The 15,136-nt window shown below is 57.2% G+C and carries 13 protein-coding genes and 1 pseudogene; 10 read left to right on the forward strand and 4 right to left on the reverse strand.

The annotated features are described in order from the left end of the window. Positions 1–7 precede the first annotated feature (7 nt). A complete protein-coding gene (locus I6L35_RS00140) occupies positions 8–1,057 on the forward strand; it encodes an efflux RND transporter periplasmic adaptor subunit (RefSeq protein ID WP_216979231.1) in 1,050 nt (349 codons plus the stop codon). 115 nt (positions 1,058–1,172) lie between these two features. Continuing rightward, positions 1,173–1,694: a crossover junction endodeoxyribonuclease RuvC gene (gene ruvC, locus I6L35_RS00145; protein WP_005334512.1), complete on the forward strand. Its 522-nt coding sequence runs from the start codon at positions 1,173–1,175 to the stop codon at positions 1,692–1,694. Positions 1,695–1,790: 96 nt separating this feature from the next. Here ruvC and I6L35_RS00150 read toward each other — a convergent pair whose 3' ends face one another. Beyond that, entirely contained in the window at positions 1,791–4,892 is a 3,102-nt protein-coding gene (locus I6L35_RS00150; RefSeq protein WP_216980223.1) for a hypothetical protein, read from the reverse strand. Between the two features lie 520 nt (positions 4,893–5,412). On the opposite strand from I6L35_RS00150, the gene I6L35_RS00155 reads away from it, so the two are divergent. Then, entirely contained in the window at positions 5,413–6,345 is a 933-nt protein-coding gene (locus I6L35_RS00155; protein WP_216980224.1) for a LysR family transcriptional regulator, read from the forward strand. Positions 6,346–6,402: 57 nt separating this feature from the next. Here I6L35_RS00155 and I6L35_RS00160 read toward each other — a convergent pair whose 3' ends face one another. Continuing rightward, positions 6,403–7,593 (reverse strand): MalY/PatB family protein, encoded by a 1,191-nt coding sequence (locus tag I6L35_RS00160; protein WP_216979232.1) that lies wholly within the window; start codon positions 7,591–7,593, stop codon positions 6,403–6,405. A gap of 87 nt (positions 7,594–7,680) precedes the next feature. Continuing rightward, positions 7,681–9,252 carry a maltose/glucose-specific PTS transporter subunit IIBC gene (malX, locus tag I6L35_RS00165; RefSeq protein ID WP_216979233.1) on the reverse strand — a complete coding sequence of 524 codons (1,572 nt, stop codon included), beginning with the start codon at positions 9,250–9,252 and terminating at the stop codon, positions 7,681–7,683. A gap of 280 nt (positions 9,253–9,532) precedes the next feature. Here malX and I6L35_RS00170 point away from each other — a divergent pair, with 280 nt between their 5' ends. After that, a complete protein-coding gene (locus tag I6L35_RS00170) occupies positions 9,533–10,570 on the forward strand; it encodes a Mal regulon transcriptional regulator MalI (RefSeq protein ID WP_005344074.1) in 1,038 nt (345 codons plus the stop codon). 166 nt (positions 10,571–10,736) lie between these two features. Here I6L35_RS00170 and I6L35_RS00175 read toward each other — a convergent pair whose 3' ends face one another. After that, the gene (locus tag I6L35_RS00175; protein ID WP_041234118.1) at positions 10,737–11,078 is read right to left on the reverse strand and encodes a DUF805 domain-containing protein; all 342 of its coding nucleotides are present in this window, start codon (positions 11,076–11,078) and stop codon (positions 10,737–10,739) included. A 441-nt stretch (positions 11,079–11,519) separates the two neighbouring features. On the opposite strand from I6L35_RS00175, the gene I6L35_RS00180 reads away from it, so the two are divergent. The 6 genes and pseudogenes from I6L35_RS00180 to I6L35_RS00205 form a co-directional block, all read left to right on the forward strand. After that, complete coding sequence (locus I6L35_RS00180) at positions 11,520–11,912, forward strand: hypothetical protein (protein ID WP_216979234.1); 393 nt, start codon at positions 11,520–11,522, stop codon at positions 11,910–11,912. A gap of 31 nt (positions 11,913–11,943) precedes the next feature. Next, on the forward strand, positions 11,944–12,471 hold the full coding sequence (locus I6L35_RS00185; protein WP_005344063.1) for a hypothetical protein: 528 nt from the start codon (positions 11,944–11,946) through the stop codon (positions 12,469–12,471). A gap of 1,079 nt (positions 12,472–13,550) precedes the next feature. Beyond that, positions 13,551–14,102 (forward strand): winged helix-turn-helix domain-containing protein, encoded by a 552-nt coding sequence (locus I6L35_RS00190; RefSeq protein WP_254204512.1) that lies wholly within the window; start codon positions 13,551–13,553, stop codon positions 14,100–14,102. Continuing rightward, positions 14,099–14,578, forward strand: a complete 480-nt coding sequence (locus I6L35_RS00195) for a hypothetical protein (RefSeq protein ID WP_076491456.1) — start codon at positions 14,099–14,101, stop codon at positions 14,576–14,578. The genes I6L35_RS00190 and I6L35_RS00195 overlap by 4 nt, the downstream gene beginning before the upstream one ends. Before the next feature lie 124 nt (positions 14,579–14,702). Further along, positions 14,703–14,966: a hypothetical protein gene (locus I6L35_RS00200; RefSeq protein ID WP_216979236.1), complete on the forward strand. Its 264-nt coding sequence runs from the start codon at positions 14,703–14,705 to the stop codon at positions 14,964–14,966. A gap of 65 nt (positions 14,967–15,031) precedes the next feature. Beyond that, positions 15,032–15,130: pseudogene (locus tag I6L35_RS00205) on the forward strand (GNAT family N-acetyltransferase); the annotation flags it as partial. Between the last annotated feature and the right edge of the window lie 6 nt (positions 15,131–15,136).

Below are 15,136 nucleotides of genomic sequence, written 5' to 3' on the forward strand. Positions count from 1 at the left end.
CTCATCGATGACACATATGATTACCCGAATGTTGGCTGGCGCTGTGCTGATTGCAGGCAGTGCGCTACCGGTATTGGCCGATCAGGGCAAGATGGTGACCCTGGCGGATGTGACCCAAGGGGATGCGGCCGCCAATATCTGGGTCAGCGGCACGGTGGCGAGTCGCCAGCAGGCAGCGCTCAGTGCCGAAGTGAGCGGCCGGGTGGAGTGGATCGCCGAATTTGGCAGCCGGGTCAAAAAAGGGGACGAGCTGCTACGCCTCGACAGTACGGCGCTGCGCCTCTCGCTGGAGCAGGCTCGCGCCGAGCAGGCGAAATGGCAGAGCAACCTGCGCTTCGCACGCGCCGAATCCCAACGGATCACCCGGCTGCACCAGCAAAAGAGCGCCTCCCAAAGCCAGTACGACAAGGCCAGCTACGATGTGGAGCAGGCCGCGCTGGCCGAGCGACTGGCCGCCATACAGGTGAACCAGATTGAAGAACAGCTGCGCCGCAGCCACATCTATGCCCCGTTCGACGGGGTGGTGAACAACCACTTCATCCAGCCCGGCGAGCATGTGGACGCGGGCGAGCAGGCGCTGGAGCTGGTCAACCCGGATCAGCCGGATATCCGCCTGCAGGCCCCCATTCTCTGGGCCCAGCAGCTGGCGCCGCAAACCCGGCTGCGGGTGGAGGGGGAACAGCTGAGCGGTCATGGCGTCTATTACCAGCGAGCCGCCAGCGCCGATCCCAAGTCGCGCCTCATCGAGCTGCGCCTCAAACCGGAAGCGGGCACCTTCATCATCGGCTCGCCAGTACGGGTTGCCCTGCCACTGGGGGATCAGCAGAGCATGCTGCTGCCCCGGGACGCTCTGGTGCTCGGCACCGATGGCAGCGTGGTCTATCAGGTGGCGCGAAGCGGCAAGGCGCTCAAGGTGAATAGGGTGCCGGTCACCGTGCTGTTTGGCGACAGCCAGCAGGTGGCGGTGAGCGGCGCCCTCAAGCAGGGGGATCGGGTGGTGGTGCGTGGCGCGGGCAGCCTGCAGGATGGCGACACCATAGAATTGTTCAAGGGCTAACCAGGCCCGACGCAGGCTGGCCAATCTTTACCCGCTTGGCCCGGGACATACAGCCAAACGGGCCACAGTTTGCTATCTTGGCGGCCATCACTCGCGTTTAGAGCAATCAACACCCATGAGCATTATTTTGGGCATCGATCCGGGTTCGCGGATCACCGGATACGGGGTTATCCGGGTCGTGGGCGGCAAGGCCGAATACCTTGGCTCTGGCTGCATCCGCACCGATTGCGGCGAGCTGCCGGAGCGCCTCAAGCAGGTTTATGACGGGGTATGCGAGATCATCACCCAGTTCAAGCCCACCGAGTTTGCCATCGAGCGGGTCTTTATGGCCCGCAACGCCGACTCGGCCCTGAAACTGGGGCAGGCCCGGGGCAGCGCCATCGTCGCCGCAGTCAACGCCTATCTACCGGTGAGCGAGTACTCCGCCACCCAGATCAAGCAGGCAGTGGTCGGCACCGGCGGTGCCGCCAAGGAGCAGGTGCAGCATATGGTGACCCATCTGCTGAAACTCTCCGCCACCCCGCAGGCGGATGCAGCAGATGCCCTCGGCGTCGCGCTCTGCCACCTGCACACCCGCCAGAGCCTGATCAAGATGGCCGGCCGCGCCAGCAGCTCGGTACGTGGCCGCTATCGCTGAGCCCTTGTATCCCCCACGGCTCCTCTCGGTATCGCTAAATAAAAAAACCGCCCCGGACCTCCGGGGCGGTTTTGCTTGGCCGTTTTGTTTGGCTACCTAGCGAGCCGAGACGGTGATGCTGGCGAGATCGATCAGATTGACCGCCCCCTTTTGACCGCCTGCATCGTTGTAGGTGTCGTTCGCCTTCAGGTAACTCATGTTGTAAAAATCGCTCACCCGAATGTCATACTCTCCGGCGGGCAGATCCACCACGAACGGCGTCGAGTCACGCAACGGTTTGAGGTCGCCCTCTTTCATCACATGGGGCATCTGCACCATGCCGCTGGCGACAACCTTGCCACCACTAAGCACCGAGATCCGTTTCACCCCGTTGGTCACCCCCAGATTGATGGCATGCTGGGCATTGCTGTATTGCAAACGAATAGCGTGCTTGCCATCCAGCTTGACCCCCTGCACCAGCAGGCTGTCGTCGGGGCGGCCCCAATCCTTGAGGTAAGGGACGGGAATGGCCCCATCGGCGGCGCTCACACTGCCGGTATGGGAGACGTTGGCCGCATCGATGGCGATATGTTGCAGCGCAGGCTGATAGCAAACCGGCTTGGCATGATGGGAGCGGTTGCCGGACTCCGGATAGACCGCCTCGGCACTGTAGCAATAGGCCTGGCCCGGCTGTAATACCATGTCGTCGACCCAGCTGGTCGCCCGATCCAGCCCGGAGGCCACCTGCTTGCCATCCCGATAGATGTTGTAGCTGAGCGCCCCCTTGTTGACACTATCCTGCAGGGCAACAACCAGCTTGCCACTCTGCTCGCTAACCCCAAGCAGGGTCGGCTCGGTCGGTGCAAACACCTGCCGGTTCTCGACATCCAGCGGCGCCACATTCTTGATCAGGCGGATCTCCTGATCATCAGCCACGGAGGCACCGAGCGTCACCTCAATCCGGTTGCCAGAGGCCAGCATATTTTCACTTATCTGCTCCCCCACCGGAACGCCATTGAGCGTCACGCTCTGCACCGGATAGTAACTGCCCTCCCCGCCCAGCTCCGGCAGTTGCAGCACTATGTCAATCTGCTTGCCACGATAGTTCAATCCCTTGAGTGCAGCCTCGGGCTTGGCCCCCATCAGCTTGTGCAAGTGAGCGGTGACAAACGGCTTGATCCGGATCCCCCCCTCTTCCACCTTGTAGCCGAAGGTGGTGTCGGTCACCATGCCAAGGTAGCCCCCGACAGACCAGAGCTGGCGCTGGGAGTTGATCACCGGTCCCGTCAAATCGGGATGGGCCAGATCCATCAGGGAGGGCTGGCCGGAGAGCCACTCGAGGTTCTCCATGTTGGAGAGGTTCAGCGCGGCACCGCGCATCAGGGAGTCGATATGGTGATCGACCACGGCAACGTTCTGCACCATGGCCGCCGCCTTCAGCCCGTAGGCGGAGACGAAGGGCCAGATGGCGCGGTTATGGTAAACCGGCATATCGGGTTGCTGCGGGAAGTAGACCGGCGCGCCATAAGGGCCCATGGGATAGCGACTGATGATCTCTTTGGCCTGCGCCTCATCGGCAACACCGGCCAAAATGGCGAGGGATTCCCCCAATAGATCGAACTTGTAGGCCGGGCTCTGATCGGTACTGGTGTTGATCAGGCTGGCATACATCTTCTCGTCAGCCAGCCAGAAAGCACGATTGAGCGCCAGTTTCAGCTCACCCGCCCACTGGTTATAGCGGATCGCCAGCTCATCGTGCCCCAGTTCGCTCGCCACCCGCGCGGCCAGCAGCAACCCCTGATAGTGGGTCACGTTGGTGGAGAGAGATTTGCTCATGCCGATGTGGGCGATATCGGCGGTGATCCACTTGGCATAGGTCTGGTCGCGCCAATCGAGGAAGGATTGCTCGCCGACATAGAGACCATCTGCGCTATCGAAGGCGGCCAGACGATCACTCTCTATGGTGTTGCTCAGTCCTTCAAAGACATCGGGCAAGAACGCGCGGCGCTCGGCATCAGGCAGGGCAGCCAGCACCCGCTCGGCCCCCAGGGCCCAGCTCATGCGATCGGTACTGATGGGCCAGCTGCCCCCGGTACCGGTATCCTGAATGATCTGGCGTCCTTGCGGGATCAAGCTGTCCAGATCGCTTGTCAGCTCGGCTCTGAAATCAGAGAGCTTGAAGCGCAGGGAGTTGCGCGCACGCATGGGATCAAGCGCCCCCAGCCCCAGATCGGTGGCGTAGGAGAGATCCCGCGTCCATACGTAATGCCACTTGGCGCCGGTTTCAAAACAGTCGCACGGGATCGCCTGACCCCCGTTGTAACTGCCATCCTTGACCTGAGCCACGCTGTTCTGGCGCATCTCGTGGGTAGCCAGCGCAAACAGGGCATCAAACACCATGTTGCCGGAGCGCAGGCGGGGCAGATCCGCTTGCTCCTGATAGGTAGTAAAGCTATCACCCGGATCACGCAACTCCTGAGTGGTCGACTGCGCATAGCTACGATACTCGTCACTGGCCCGCTTGACCGAGAAGGTGGCCGTTTCCGTCACTCCGGGCTTATAGGTCTCATACTCGCGCTTCTCGATCAGCTCATGCCCTTCATGGGGATTGATCATGCCCAAATCACTATCGCCTGCAACGCTGACCTGCAACAGAGGAGCATTCTCATCCTGGCTGGCATCCAGCAGGAACTTGTAATACCCCTCCTGCTCTACCCGCACGGTTGCCAGCTGGCACTGAGCATCGCAGCGCTGCATCTTGACCGGGTTGTTCAATGCAATGACGCCATTGAGCCCAAAGCCGATCCCCTCCTGAGCGGAGGCAATCTTTATCTTGTGCTCACCCACAGTCAGCTTGGCCACCATCACATACTGCTTGTCCCCCTGATAGACCATCTGCAGGACAGGCTCCAGATTGCCATCAATCCCTTTTAGATAGAGACTCTCGCTGTAATTGGGGTCATCACGCACCATGGAAAACTCGATGGCCGGTGCAGCCAGATCGGCATTGGTCACCTTGACCTGAATGTCGAGCAACCCCTTTTCCGTCACCACCAGACGGTTGTTCTGCCCGTTGTTCTGGTAGTACATGGGATAGACCTGACCGGGGAAGATGCTGGTCTCCTTGCGGGAATCCGCAGAGAAATCGGGATATTTGGTCCACTCGGGCCCGGCCACTTTGAACGGGGACATACCCGAGTTCATTTTCAGGTTGTCCAGACGATAGACACCATCCTTGAAGGTCAGTTTGAACTTCTCCTCACGACCCCAGCCGCTAAACTCACCGACCATATAGAGATCAAAATTCCAGGGCGCCTTCACCTCGGGTTTGGCCCCGTCATCGTTGCCGCTGGATGAGCTGTCGTTACAACCGGACAAAAGAACCCCGCCGCAGCATAACGCCACGGATAATGCCAATGGACGAATTTTCATATATTCCCTTCGTTACTTTTTTGTTTTGTTATTGAAACAGCATTGAGTAAAACTGTTTTTGCCAGTCTATGTGGTCAACATTCACCAGAAAAATAGACTGCAACCCAATAGGCATAGATAACATCTATAACCAGATGAAATTACGTGATCCACCGCACCAAACCGGCTATCAAGCGGTAAAAACGATTTGAATACAACGTGAAGGGAGCCACATAAAAATAGCCAGTCAGTAAAGGGGAATAATTGACAGCCCCGGGTGATTACACTAGCTTGGCGCACCACCCGCCCATAATCGGACGCCATGTTCGTGGACAAGCATCTAAGACAATTTATTGAAGTGGCCACCCACAAAAATGTCAGTCTGGCAGCCAGGCAAATGGGGCTCAGCCAACCGACGCTGACACACAACATGAGAAAACTTGAGGAGAGTCTGGCGACGACCTTGCTGGTCAGGCACGCGGGCGGCGTGACGCTCACCGCTGCCGGAGAGCTGCTGCTGGAGCAGGCTCGCATGATGCAGCGGATCTACGATGATACCCTCAGGCAGCTGGCCACCCTGCGCGAGCGCACCGCACGACCGCTAAACGTGGGCACCGGACATGCGTGGTGGCAACCGGTATTGCAACCTGTTACTGCCCGTTATCAGCAAGCCAATCCATCCTGCGCCATCAACATTGAAGTCGGCAACCATCTGCGCCTGCTCGATCTGCTGCTCGGCAATCATATCGATCTGTTTCTCGGACATGAAATTCACGGGCTGGCCAAAAATTACAGCCTGATATTTATCCCGCTATTTATTTCTCACGATGGGGTATTTGTCAGAGCGGGCCATCCCCTCACAGGGAAAATATGCAGCAAGCAGGATCTGGTCGATTATCCCAGCCTGCTGGTGACCCCGGATGAGGAGAAATATCTTCATCTGGTCGAGGACTTGGCGCGCAAAAAACAGGAACGCGCCGCCATGAAACTGAATGATAAAATCATTTATAGCAGCAACTCCTTGCTCACCAGCATTGATATTATCAATAGCAGCAATGCTGTCATGCCATATCCAGTGAGCATGGCCAGTTATTTTTCCAGATTCGGCATCGGCACGCTGCAAATGAGCGAAGAGTACAACAAGGGGACGATCGGAATTTATATTCCCCGCGAGAAGATTGATGATCCTCACATTCAGATGTTGTGTCAGGACATTCAGGCTCAGGTCGCTTGCAATAGCCCCTTAATTGCCACCTTCTGAACCAGCGGCAACCGGGCTGGATGAATCAACAGCTCATCCAGCCAGATGTACCAATCCTTACACCAGCTCCCCCAGCGCACCGATCAGAGCGTCGAGCCCCTGATCGACCTTTGAACGCGGGCAGCCGACGTTGAGGCGGATATAACCTGTGCCTTCGATGCCATAGGTGTCGCCGCGCATGATGGCGACCCGATATTTCTCCACCAGCAAGGTTTGCAGCGCATCCATCCGCTCGGTGGAGTCGATACCAAGACCGTTCAAGTCAATCCAGGCGAGATAGGTTCCCTCGGGCACCCGATAGTCGATGGCGGGGAAAGCCGCGTTGAGCCGCGCCGCCACCTGGGTGAGGTTGCCATGCAGATAGGCTTTCAGGGCATCGAGCCACTCGCCGCCGTCCCGATAGGCGCTGATATGGGCTAGAACCCCGAGAATGGGCGGCGATGAGAGGCCATGGGCCGCCTTGAGCCGCTGCAGATAGGCGGCGCGCGCCGCTGCGTTGGCGATAAAGGCGTAGGCGCCGCCAAGGGCGGGAATATTGAAGGATTTGGAGCCCGAGCTCACCAGCGCCCAGCTCTCGTCCTCTGCCACCTCGCTCCACGGTAGATAGCGGGCAAAGCTCACATCCATATGGATGTCGTCCGAGATGACCTTGACCCCGTGGCGCTGGCAGATGGCGGCCATCCGGCCCAGTTCATCCCGCGTCCAGACCCGGCCGGTGGGGTTGTGGGGGCTGCAGAGCAGCAAAATCCGGCAATCGGGACGAGCGGCTTGCTGCTCGAAACATTGCCAGTCGATCTGGTAACTCCCCTCTGATTTTTTGAGCGGGCAAGGCAGCAGCACCCGATCGTTGGCAGCCAGCATATTGCCGAAGGCATCGTAGGCGGGGGTATGCACCAGCACTCCTTCGCCCGGCGCCGACCAGAGGCTCACCAGCTGGGCAATCACATAGATGACCGAGGGGCCGTAAACCAGCGTCTCGGGGTCGAGGCTCGCCCCGTAACGGCTGGCAAACCAGTCGCTCACAGCTCCTTTAAAGTCGTCGTGATTCCAGCGGCTGTAGCCAAATACCCCGTGCTCAAGGCGGGTTGTCAGGGCCTGGCGAATGCAGGGTGCAGTCTCGAAATCCATGTCGGAGATGGTAAAGGGGAGCAGATCGGCATGGCCAAAACGGTCGGCTACATAGTCCCATTGGGTGCAGTAGGTACCGTGGCGGTCGACCACGCGGTCGAAGTCATAAATATCGTGCATGAAGTTTCTCCCTCCATAAACAGGAGACATATTGGGAGAGGCAAACAAGGGGGGCTTGCGCCCCCCGTTCGGTTCTTATTGGCCGGTTCAGGCCCCCATCAGACTCTGCAGCTGGTTTTTCACCAGATGAACCTGCGGGCCGATCACCACCTGCAGGTTGTGCTCGTCGAGCTTGATCACCCCGATGGCGCCGTTTGCTTTCAATACCTTGTCATCGACTCGGCTCATGTCCTGCACCGACATCCGCAGGCGGGTGATGCAGTTATCGAGCGCCAGAATGTTATCGGCGCCGCCCAGGGCGTTGAGGATGATTTCACCGTTGTAACCGCTGTTGCCGGCCTTCTTGCCTGCGGGCTGGGCAGTCTCGCTGGTCTCGATTTCGCGGCCGGGGGTTTTGAGGTTAAAGCGCACGATGGCGAAGCGGAACACGCTGTAGTAGATGGCAAACCAGATAGCGGCCGCGACCGGCACCAGATACCACTTGGTGGCGGTGCCCTGCAGCACGCCGAACACCAGAAAATCGATGAGGTTGCCGTCAGTGTTGCCGATGGTGACGCCAAGCAGCCCCATGGTCATAAAGCCCAGACCCGTCAGGATGGCGTGAATGACGTAGGGCACCGGTGCCACAAACAGGAACAGGAACTCCAGCGGCTCGGTGATGCCGCCGATGACGCAGGCCACCACACCGGAGACCAGCAGCGCCTTGATCTTGCCACGATTTTCCGGACGGGCGCAGTGATACATGGCGAGCGCCGCACCCGGCAGGCCGCCGAGGAAGGCAGGCATCTTGCCCTGAGAGAGGAAGGAGGTGGCAGAGACCGAGAAGCCGGAAGTGTCGGCGCAAGAGAGCTCGGCGTAGAAGATATTGAGGGCGCCGCTCACCTCGTGACCGCATACCAGCTGGGTGCCGCCCGCTTCGGTAAAGCGGATCAGCGCCACCAGAATGTGGTGCAGGCCGAGCGGCAGCAGCAGACGCTCACCGGTACCGAACAGGAAGGGGCCGAAGGGACCGGCGTGGGAGATGAGCGCCCCGATGCCGTTGATGCCGGCAGCAAACCAGGGCCAGACGAACGGCACGACCAAGCCGACCACACCCAGCACCAGCGCGGTGATGATGGGCACGAAGCGGGCACCGCCGAAGAAGGCGAGCGCATCGGGCATCTTGTAGGTGTAGAAACGGGCGTGCAGTTTGGCGACGATCACCCCGACGATGATGGCCCCCAGAATCCCGGTGTCGATGGAGCTGATGCCGAGGATCGATTTCACCCCGTAGGCCTTCTCCGCCGCCGCGTCACCGATGACGTTGGCCACGGTCAGGTAGAAGTTGATGGAGAGGTTGAGCGCCGCATAGCCGACGAAACCGGCAAAGGCTGCGACCCCCTTCTCTTCTCGCGCCAGCCCGAGCGGAATAGCCACCGCAAACATCACCGGCAGATAGATAAAGGCCACCAGCCCCACCTTGGTCATCCAGAGGAACAGCAGTTGCAGCACGGTATTGTCGAGGAAGGGCATGCTCTGCTTGACCGCATCGCTGGTGAGCGAGCTGCCGACACCGAGCAGGATGCCCGAGAAGGCCAGCAGGGCGACCGGCAACATAAAGGTCTTGCCGAGGCTCTGCAGGAACTCCCAGATGGTGGATTTGGCTTGAGGCTTGGCCATGAAACGGCTCCTTGTTAATAGACAGCAATGTCTGCGGCTGCCCTCCCCCGCTCGAGGCAATCTCGAAGCAAAAGGCGCGGGTCAGCATCAGGTTTTGCTGGATGATAAAACGTTTTATCAACTTGCAAGTGCCGACAGGATCACAGAATAAGGGGGCTGGCTGGCAGCAGGATCCAAATTTGTGAGCCGGATCGGCCAGATGGTGATGTAACGTTTCACTTGGCAACCCAAGCAGGTATGCTGGGGCCTCGCTTTCAACTGTCCGTCGTCCATTCGCCCTATGTCGCCCAAATCCCTCTCTGCCAAAGCCACCAAGATCACCGATGTCGCCCAGCGGGCGGGAGTGTCGGTCACCACCGTCTCCATGGTGCTCAACGGCAAGGGGCGCATCTCGCCGGCCACCGCCGAGCGGGTGCAGCAGGCGATAAAAGAGCTCGACTACGTGCCCAACAGCGCCGCCGCCAACCTGCGCAGCCAGCAGTCCAATCTGGTGGGGCTGATCCTGCGCGACATCACCGACCCCTTCTATACCGAGGTGACCGCCGGGGTGAGCGAGGTGCTGGAGCAGCAGGGCTACCTGCTGTTTTTGACCCAGTGCGGCCACAGCCCGGAGCGGCTGCAGCAGAGCATCCACTCCCTGTCACGCCAAGGGGTGGCGGGCATCATCTTCAATCCGGTGCGCGGCGCGGCGGCCAAAACCCTGGAGACCCTGCTCGACTCCGAGCTGCCGGTGGTGTGCGCCGCCCGCTCCTACTATCGGGATGACGTGGACTTTATCGGCCCCGACAACACCCACGCCGCCAAGCAGGCCACCACCTACCTGATCGAGCAGGGCCACCGCCATATCGCCTACGTCGGCGGGCGGGCCGACTCCCTCACCCGCGCCGAACGCATCGGCGGCTACTGCGCCAGCCTGCTGCAATATGGCCTGCCCTTCAAACCGGAGTGGGTACTGGAGTGCGAACGCACCCAGCGCAGCGCCGCCGACACCATCGCCCAGCTGCTGCACCAGCATCCCAAGGTGACCGCCGTGCTCTGCCACTACCCCGAGGTGGCACTCGGCGCCATCTATGGCGTCGAGGCGAGCGGCCGCACCGTGGGCAAAGACAACTACATCGGCCAGCAGGTAGCCCTGCTCGGTTTTGACGACGTGGCGGAGGCCGAACTCACCTCCCCCGCTCTCACTTTCGTCAGCTCACCGGCCCGCGAAATCGGCCGTCAGGCGGCAAGGCGCCTGCTGACCCGGATGCAGCAACCCGAGCTCGCCCCCAACCGCCATATCATCACCCCCAACTTGCAGAAGCGTGAGTCAGCCTGAGCGAGGAGGCTTGCAGAGTAGTAAAGGGGGCCTGAACCACAAGCTGGATGAGTAAAGCGGCCTTATCTGCCGATGCCCACCCCATCACTCATGGCATCCCCATATATGACAAAACACCGCCAATTGGCGGTGTTTTGTCATTGCTATAAAAAGCCGTGCCATCTATTTACAGCAACGCCTCACCATAGCGGTTGGCTTCATCAGAACCTTTTTGCAATTTAATCAGTAGCAATAGCACAAATCCGATAATGGGGACAGCACCGAGCAGCAAATACCAACCAGTACGATTGGTATCATGTATCCGACGCACCGCCAGCGCTGCACAAGGAATAATGGTCAGCAAGCCATACACGCCAAGCTCATAATTTATATGATCCGGGGAGTTGAATAACTGCGTTAAAATCACAGCAATCACGGTATGGAACAGCAAGAACATAAAGTATTCCTGACGTGATGCACGCCCGTGGAAATTAAAGTAGTTTTTGAATGCTTTAAAATAAAAGTTCATCACACACCTCGACATAAGTACCTGAACAAAAATGTTGTTGTGCCAATTTTAATGCGCTATGTCGCAATTGGCCGGAGCAGTTCAACAATAACCAATAGCGTTAGCCGTACCAACACAATAAACATTATTAAAAGATATTAACGCGAAAATATAAAAAACGAGGATGGCGGAGCTTGTCCTGGCAGATGGCTCACTTGCTGCCTGCCTCCCCTTTCGCACTGGATGGGAGCCTCGCAGTTTGAGAGAGGTAGCTTGCTCACCGCATCAGCGAACGTGCTTGAAAATGGGCGTTTGGCCGCCCACATCACTCACTAACCTCATGATTTAATTTATTTTAATAGTTTTTAATAATTATTTTTGGTTGGCATCTCACTGGACTGGCCAGTTAGGCTTCAGGTCAGAAAGCAACGTTCCACATCACAAATGCCAAACAGGTGAGATATGAAAAAAAGTTTAGCCATCCTTGTTACCATGACCTTGCTGACCACAGGCTGCTCGAATATCAGTACCCGTGATGCCTTGATTGGTGCAACAGCATTGGGTGCAGCCGGTGCGATTGGCTATTATGCCGGGCATCATAAAAAGTCAGGAAAAGAGAGCGGCTCAGCACAATTCGAGCAGCAAGATTTGACCGGCATGCGTGAAAGCCAGGCCAGTGATCAATTGCAGCAACATGGATTTCATATGGTCGATGGCTGGCAAAATGATCACGGTAACCATGCCTCCTTTGCCATCTGGTATAACGACAACTCTCATCAATGTTTGCAGTTGAAAAGTGTTCATGGTGACGTAAAAAATGCCTCTGAAACACGCAATGAAAATTGCCACGCCTAATTTAATTATCATGATTAACAGGAACATCCCCATGAAAATGAAATCTTCTAAATATATTGCTATCGCTGTTTTGCTGAGCACCTCTGGTTGTGCATTGCCGATAATGGCGGCCGACACGGCCGATCTTAATTATCAGGATATTGGTTGGGTCAAACAGGAACTGAGTGACCGCGGTTTTGTAAAAGGTTCTGCCCCCAGCAGTACCGTCGAATATTGGTGGAACCAACAAGATCAGCAGTGCATCCGCCTGGCCGTCAAACATGGCAAGGTCAATGACATCAGTGACGAGCAACGTGATGAGTGTGGCGCTGTCGTACAACGCTCTCACTCTTCAACCCCGAGTCATGACCACAAACAGCGACTTGCCGTCAACCAGATGCCCAACTACTGCCTGAATTTTGCTGCCGAAGATCTGGGAAGATACAAGGATGATGTCAGCACCCTGCCCGCCGAAAAAAGCCATGGCAAATACGTGGTGCCGGGGCAGAGTGACGAGATTTTCTTCGAGTGTACCTTTAGCAAAGATGGCTCATTCCTCGGCATGAACCTCAAACGCTAACCACCCTCTTCCTCTGCTCAGGGCGGGAGTCTGTTGTGACGGCTCCTGCCTTTACATTAATCAGGAGCCAACAATGCAAGTACAGCGCACTGACGTCTAGCAGTTTAGTTTCTGGATTTTCGACAACGAAAAAGTGGCGTCATTCTATCTATCAGGCTGGCTAGACACTAAAGGGCTTGCTTGACGGATGCCCGTGAACGCCTAGCTGCGTGCGAAAAAGAACTTGTTCACATTTCTATCCATTAAGTGAGAGACAACACCGTGAAAAACACTCGTAAAGCAGTAATCTGTTGTTCCTTGATTGCGCTTACCTTGACTGGGTGCAGCCCCCCCTCCTCACGTTTCGCTGAGTGCATGTCAACCTACCACGACAGCAACGCCTGCATATCACTTGAGCAGGCAAACCAAGCACGCTGGCAAGCACTTATCGACAGCGGCAATCAGTTGTCGGCTACAGGCGCCGAGATGGGGCGCAGCAACAACAGGTATTGCAGAACACCAGACCAAGACAAACCATCTGCCGCCAAGGCCCATTCAATAACACCATGAACTGCACCACCTATTAAGCCCCCGATAAGCCCCCGAATTGCTATATAAAGTGAGGCTAAACATCACCTTGAACATCAAGAAGGTGAGTGAGACTTTGATAATCAAGGAGTTGTTGTATTTAGGCCAGTTGGTGATGGGGTGGAGCAGCGTGCACATGATGCAGACTTGAAGGAGAATGGTGGTGATCAGCCCGCTGCGCCCTACGTTATTCCCATTCAAGCTGCATCGATTTGAGCAGCAACGACACGATCAGCAACAACAGAAGCCTGTCAGGCACATATGTCCCTTGACAAAAAAGAGCCTCCCCCGTCAGAGTTCACTATCAAGTTGACCTTCAGCATCATGACTCTCGAGACGCTCACCACGCCATGCTTCCGGATCAGGATTCCCATTTGCACTCTTTCGGCCGATTCGTGCTGGACACCAAACAACTTACGTTGACCCGACGCCAGGATGGCGAGCCATCGGTCATGCGTGTCTCTGCCGCTGAAGCGCGTCTCCTGCATTATTTTCTCACGCATGCTGGCACCTTGCTCAGCAAAGAAACGCTGCTGCAAACCGGCTGGCTGGGTCGACCGGTCAGCGCCAGTTCACTGCCAGTCGCCATCGCCAACCTGCGCCGCTATCTCGATACCCCGGAACAAGAGGCGGTGATCAGAACCTTGCCGCGGCAAGGCTATCTGTTCATGCTTGCCCCCGGCGCTGTCGCTATGCAAGAGGCCGAGCTGGCCCAACCGCAAGCAGCCCGTGAAGAAGAGGCTGCTGCCACGCCTGTCATGTCAACCGCGGATGACCCAACCCATCCGGTATCTGCAACGACAAGCAAAGAGCCAAAGCCGCTCCCGCTGTCCAGCTGGCAGCAAAATCTGATGCTGATCATGATGGGGGGATTTGTGCTCCTGCTACTGCTGACAGGCATTTACTTGAGTACTACCTGGGTCACCGTCAAATGCGAACCGGCCGGAGAAGGGATCCTTTGCCATACCCAGAAGCCAGCCAGCCAACTGCCGACCCCAAAACAGGGGGAGATCTGGTTGATGGTGGGTGACGAGCAGGCAAAATTTCAGGAGAAACAGCGATGAAACGTAGTTTATTGACTCGGCTGCTCTATGTGTCGAGTTCGCTGGGGATGCTGCTGGTCTCGCTGATACTGCTAAATAGTCTGGGTTGTGACTATGAAATGCGTCTGTCATCCAAAGAGGCTGATTATTATGCCGTTTGCCGAGCTGGCAAATTTACCGTCATCGAACGTGAACACGGCTCCAAAGCGACCTGGATGGTCACGGCATATCAGGCTGTGCTGGGTAGCCAGCTCATTTTCTTCGTCACTGAACGTTCTCAGGTTGAAGCCCCCCAGACCAAATCACCTTTGAGTGACCTTAACAAGATGCATGGCAGCTTCACCATGCCCCTTAACTATGGCTGGAAGAAGCTGACCCCCGACCATATCGCCATTTTTCAACAGTCGCCTCACCCGGAAATACTGCAGGGCCATTTTGAGGGTTCACTGGATTTCTACCACAGGTTCTGGCCTTCGGTACCGGTGAAAGCACAGTAAATTCCCGCTCCAGACCCAGCCCCCCAAGATAGAAGGTGAGCCTGATCACCTCTTTGCAGCGAGGGAATTGAGAGTCAAGTGGAGAGGCATATGATGGGAGCCCCTTCTCTTCACGAGCCCCTTTATGAGCAACCCGCACGACCAGAATCCGCCAACTGAAATCCATCGCTGTGACAAATGCAGGGAGCGTACCCGTCATATCGTGGTGCTGGTCGCCCGCGATCACAGCCAAGACATCATGCCCAAGGATCCGCGCAAAGCCTTCTGGCAAGCCTTTACTTCCAGCAGCATCACCAACTGGGCGTTTGGCGAAACGCTGGCTTACCAGGCCACCCATGTAAAGCACCTGATCTGCGAGCGCTGCGGCGAGAAGTTTCTGGAATATTGAGTGACCATCAGGCCCAGAGGACGGCGCACCACGGACCGTCAGAGCGGGATAAAAGAGAAATAAAGATGACGTTTGTCGAGACGAACCCCGACCAACTGCCGCTAGCGCTGCTGCTGGAGGCCGATCCCGCAGAGCAGCGCATTGCCCCCTACTTTCCAGCCTCCAGATAT

It is taken from the genome of Aeromonas sp. FDAARGOS 1405, from assembly GCF_019048265.1.
Classification (GTDB): Bacteria; Pseudomonadota; Gammaproteobacteria; order Enterobacterales; family Aeromonadaceae; genus Aeromonas; species Aeromonas veronii_A.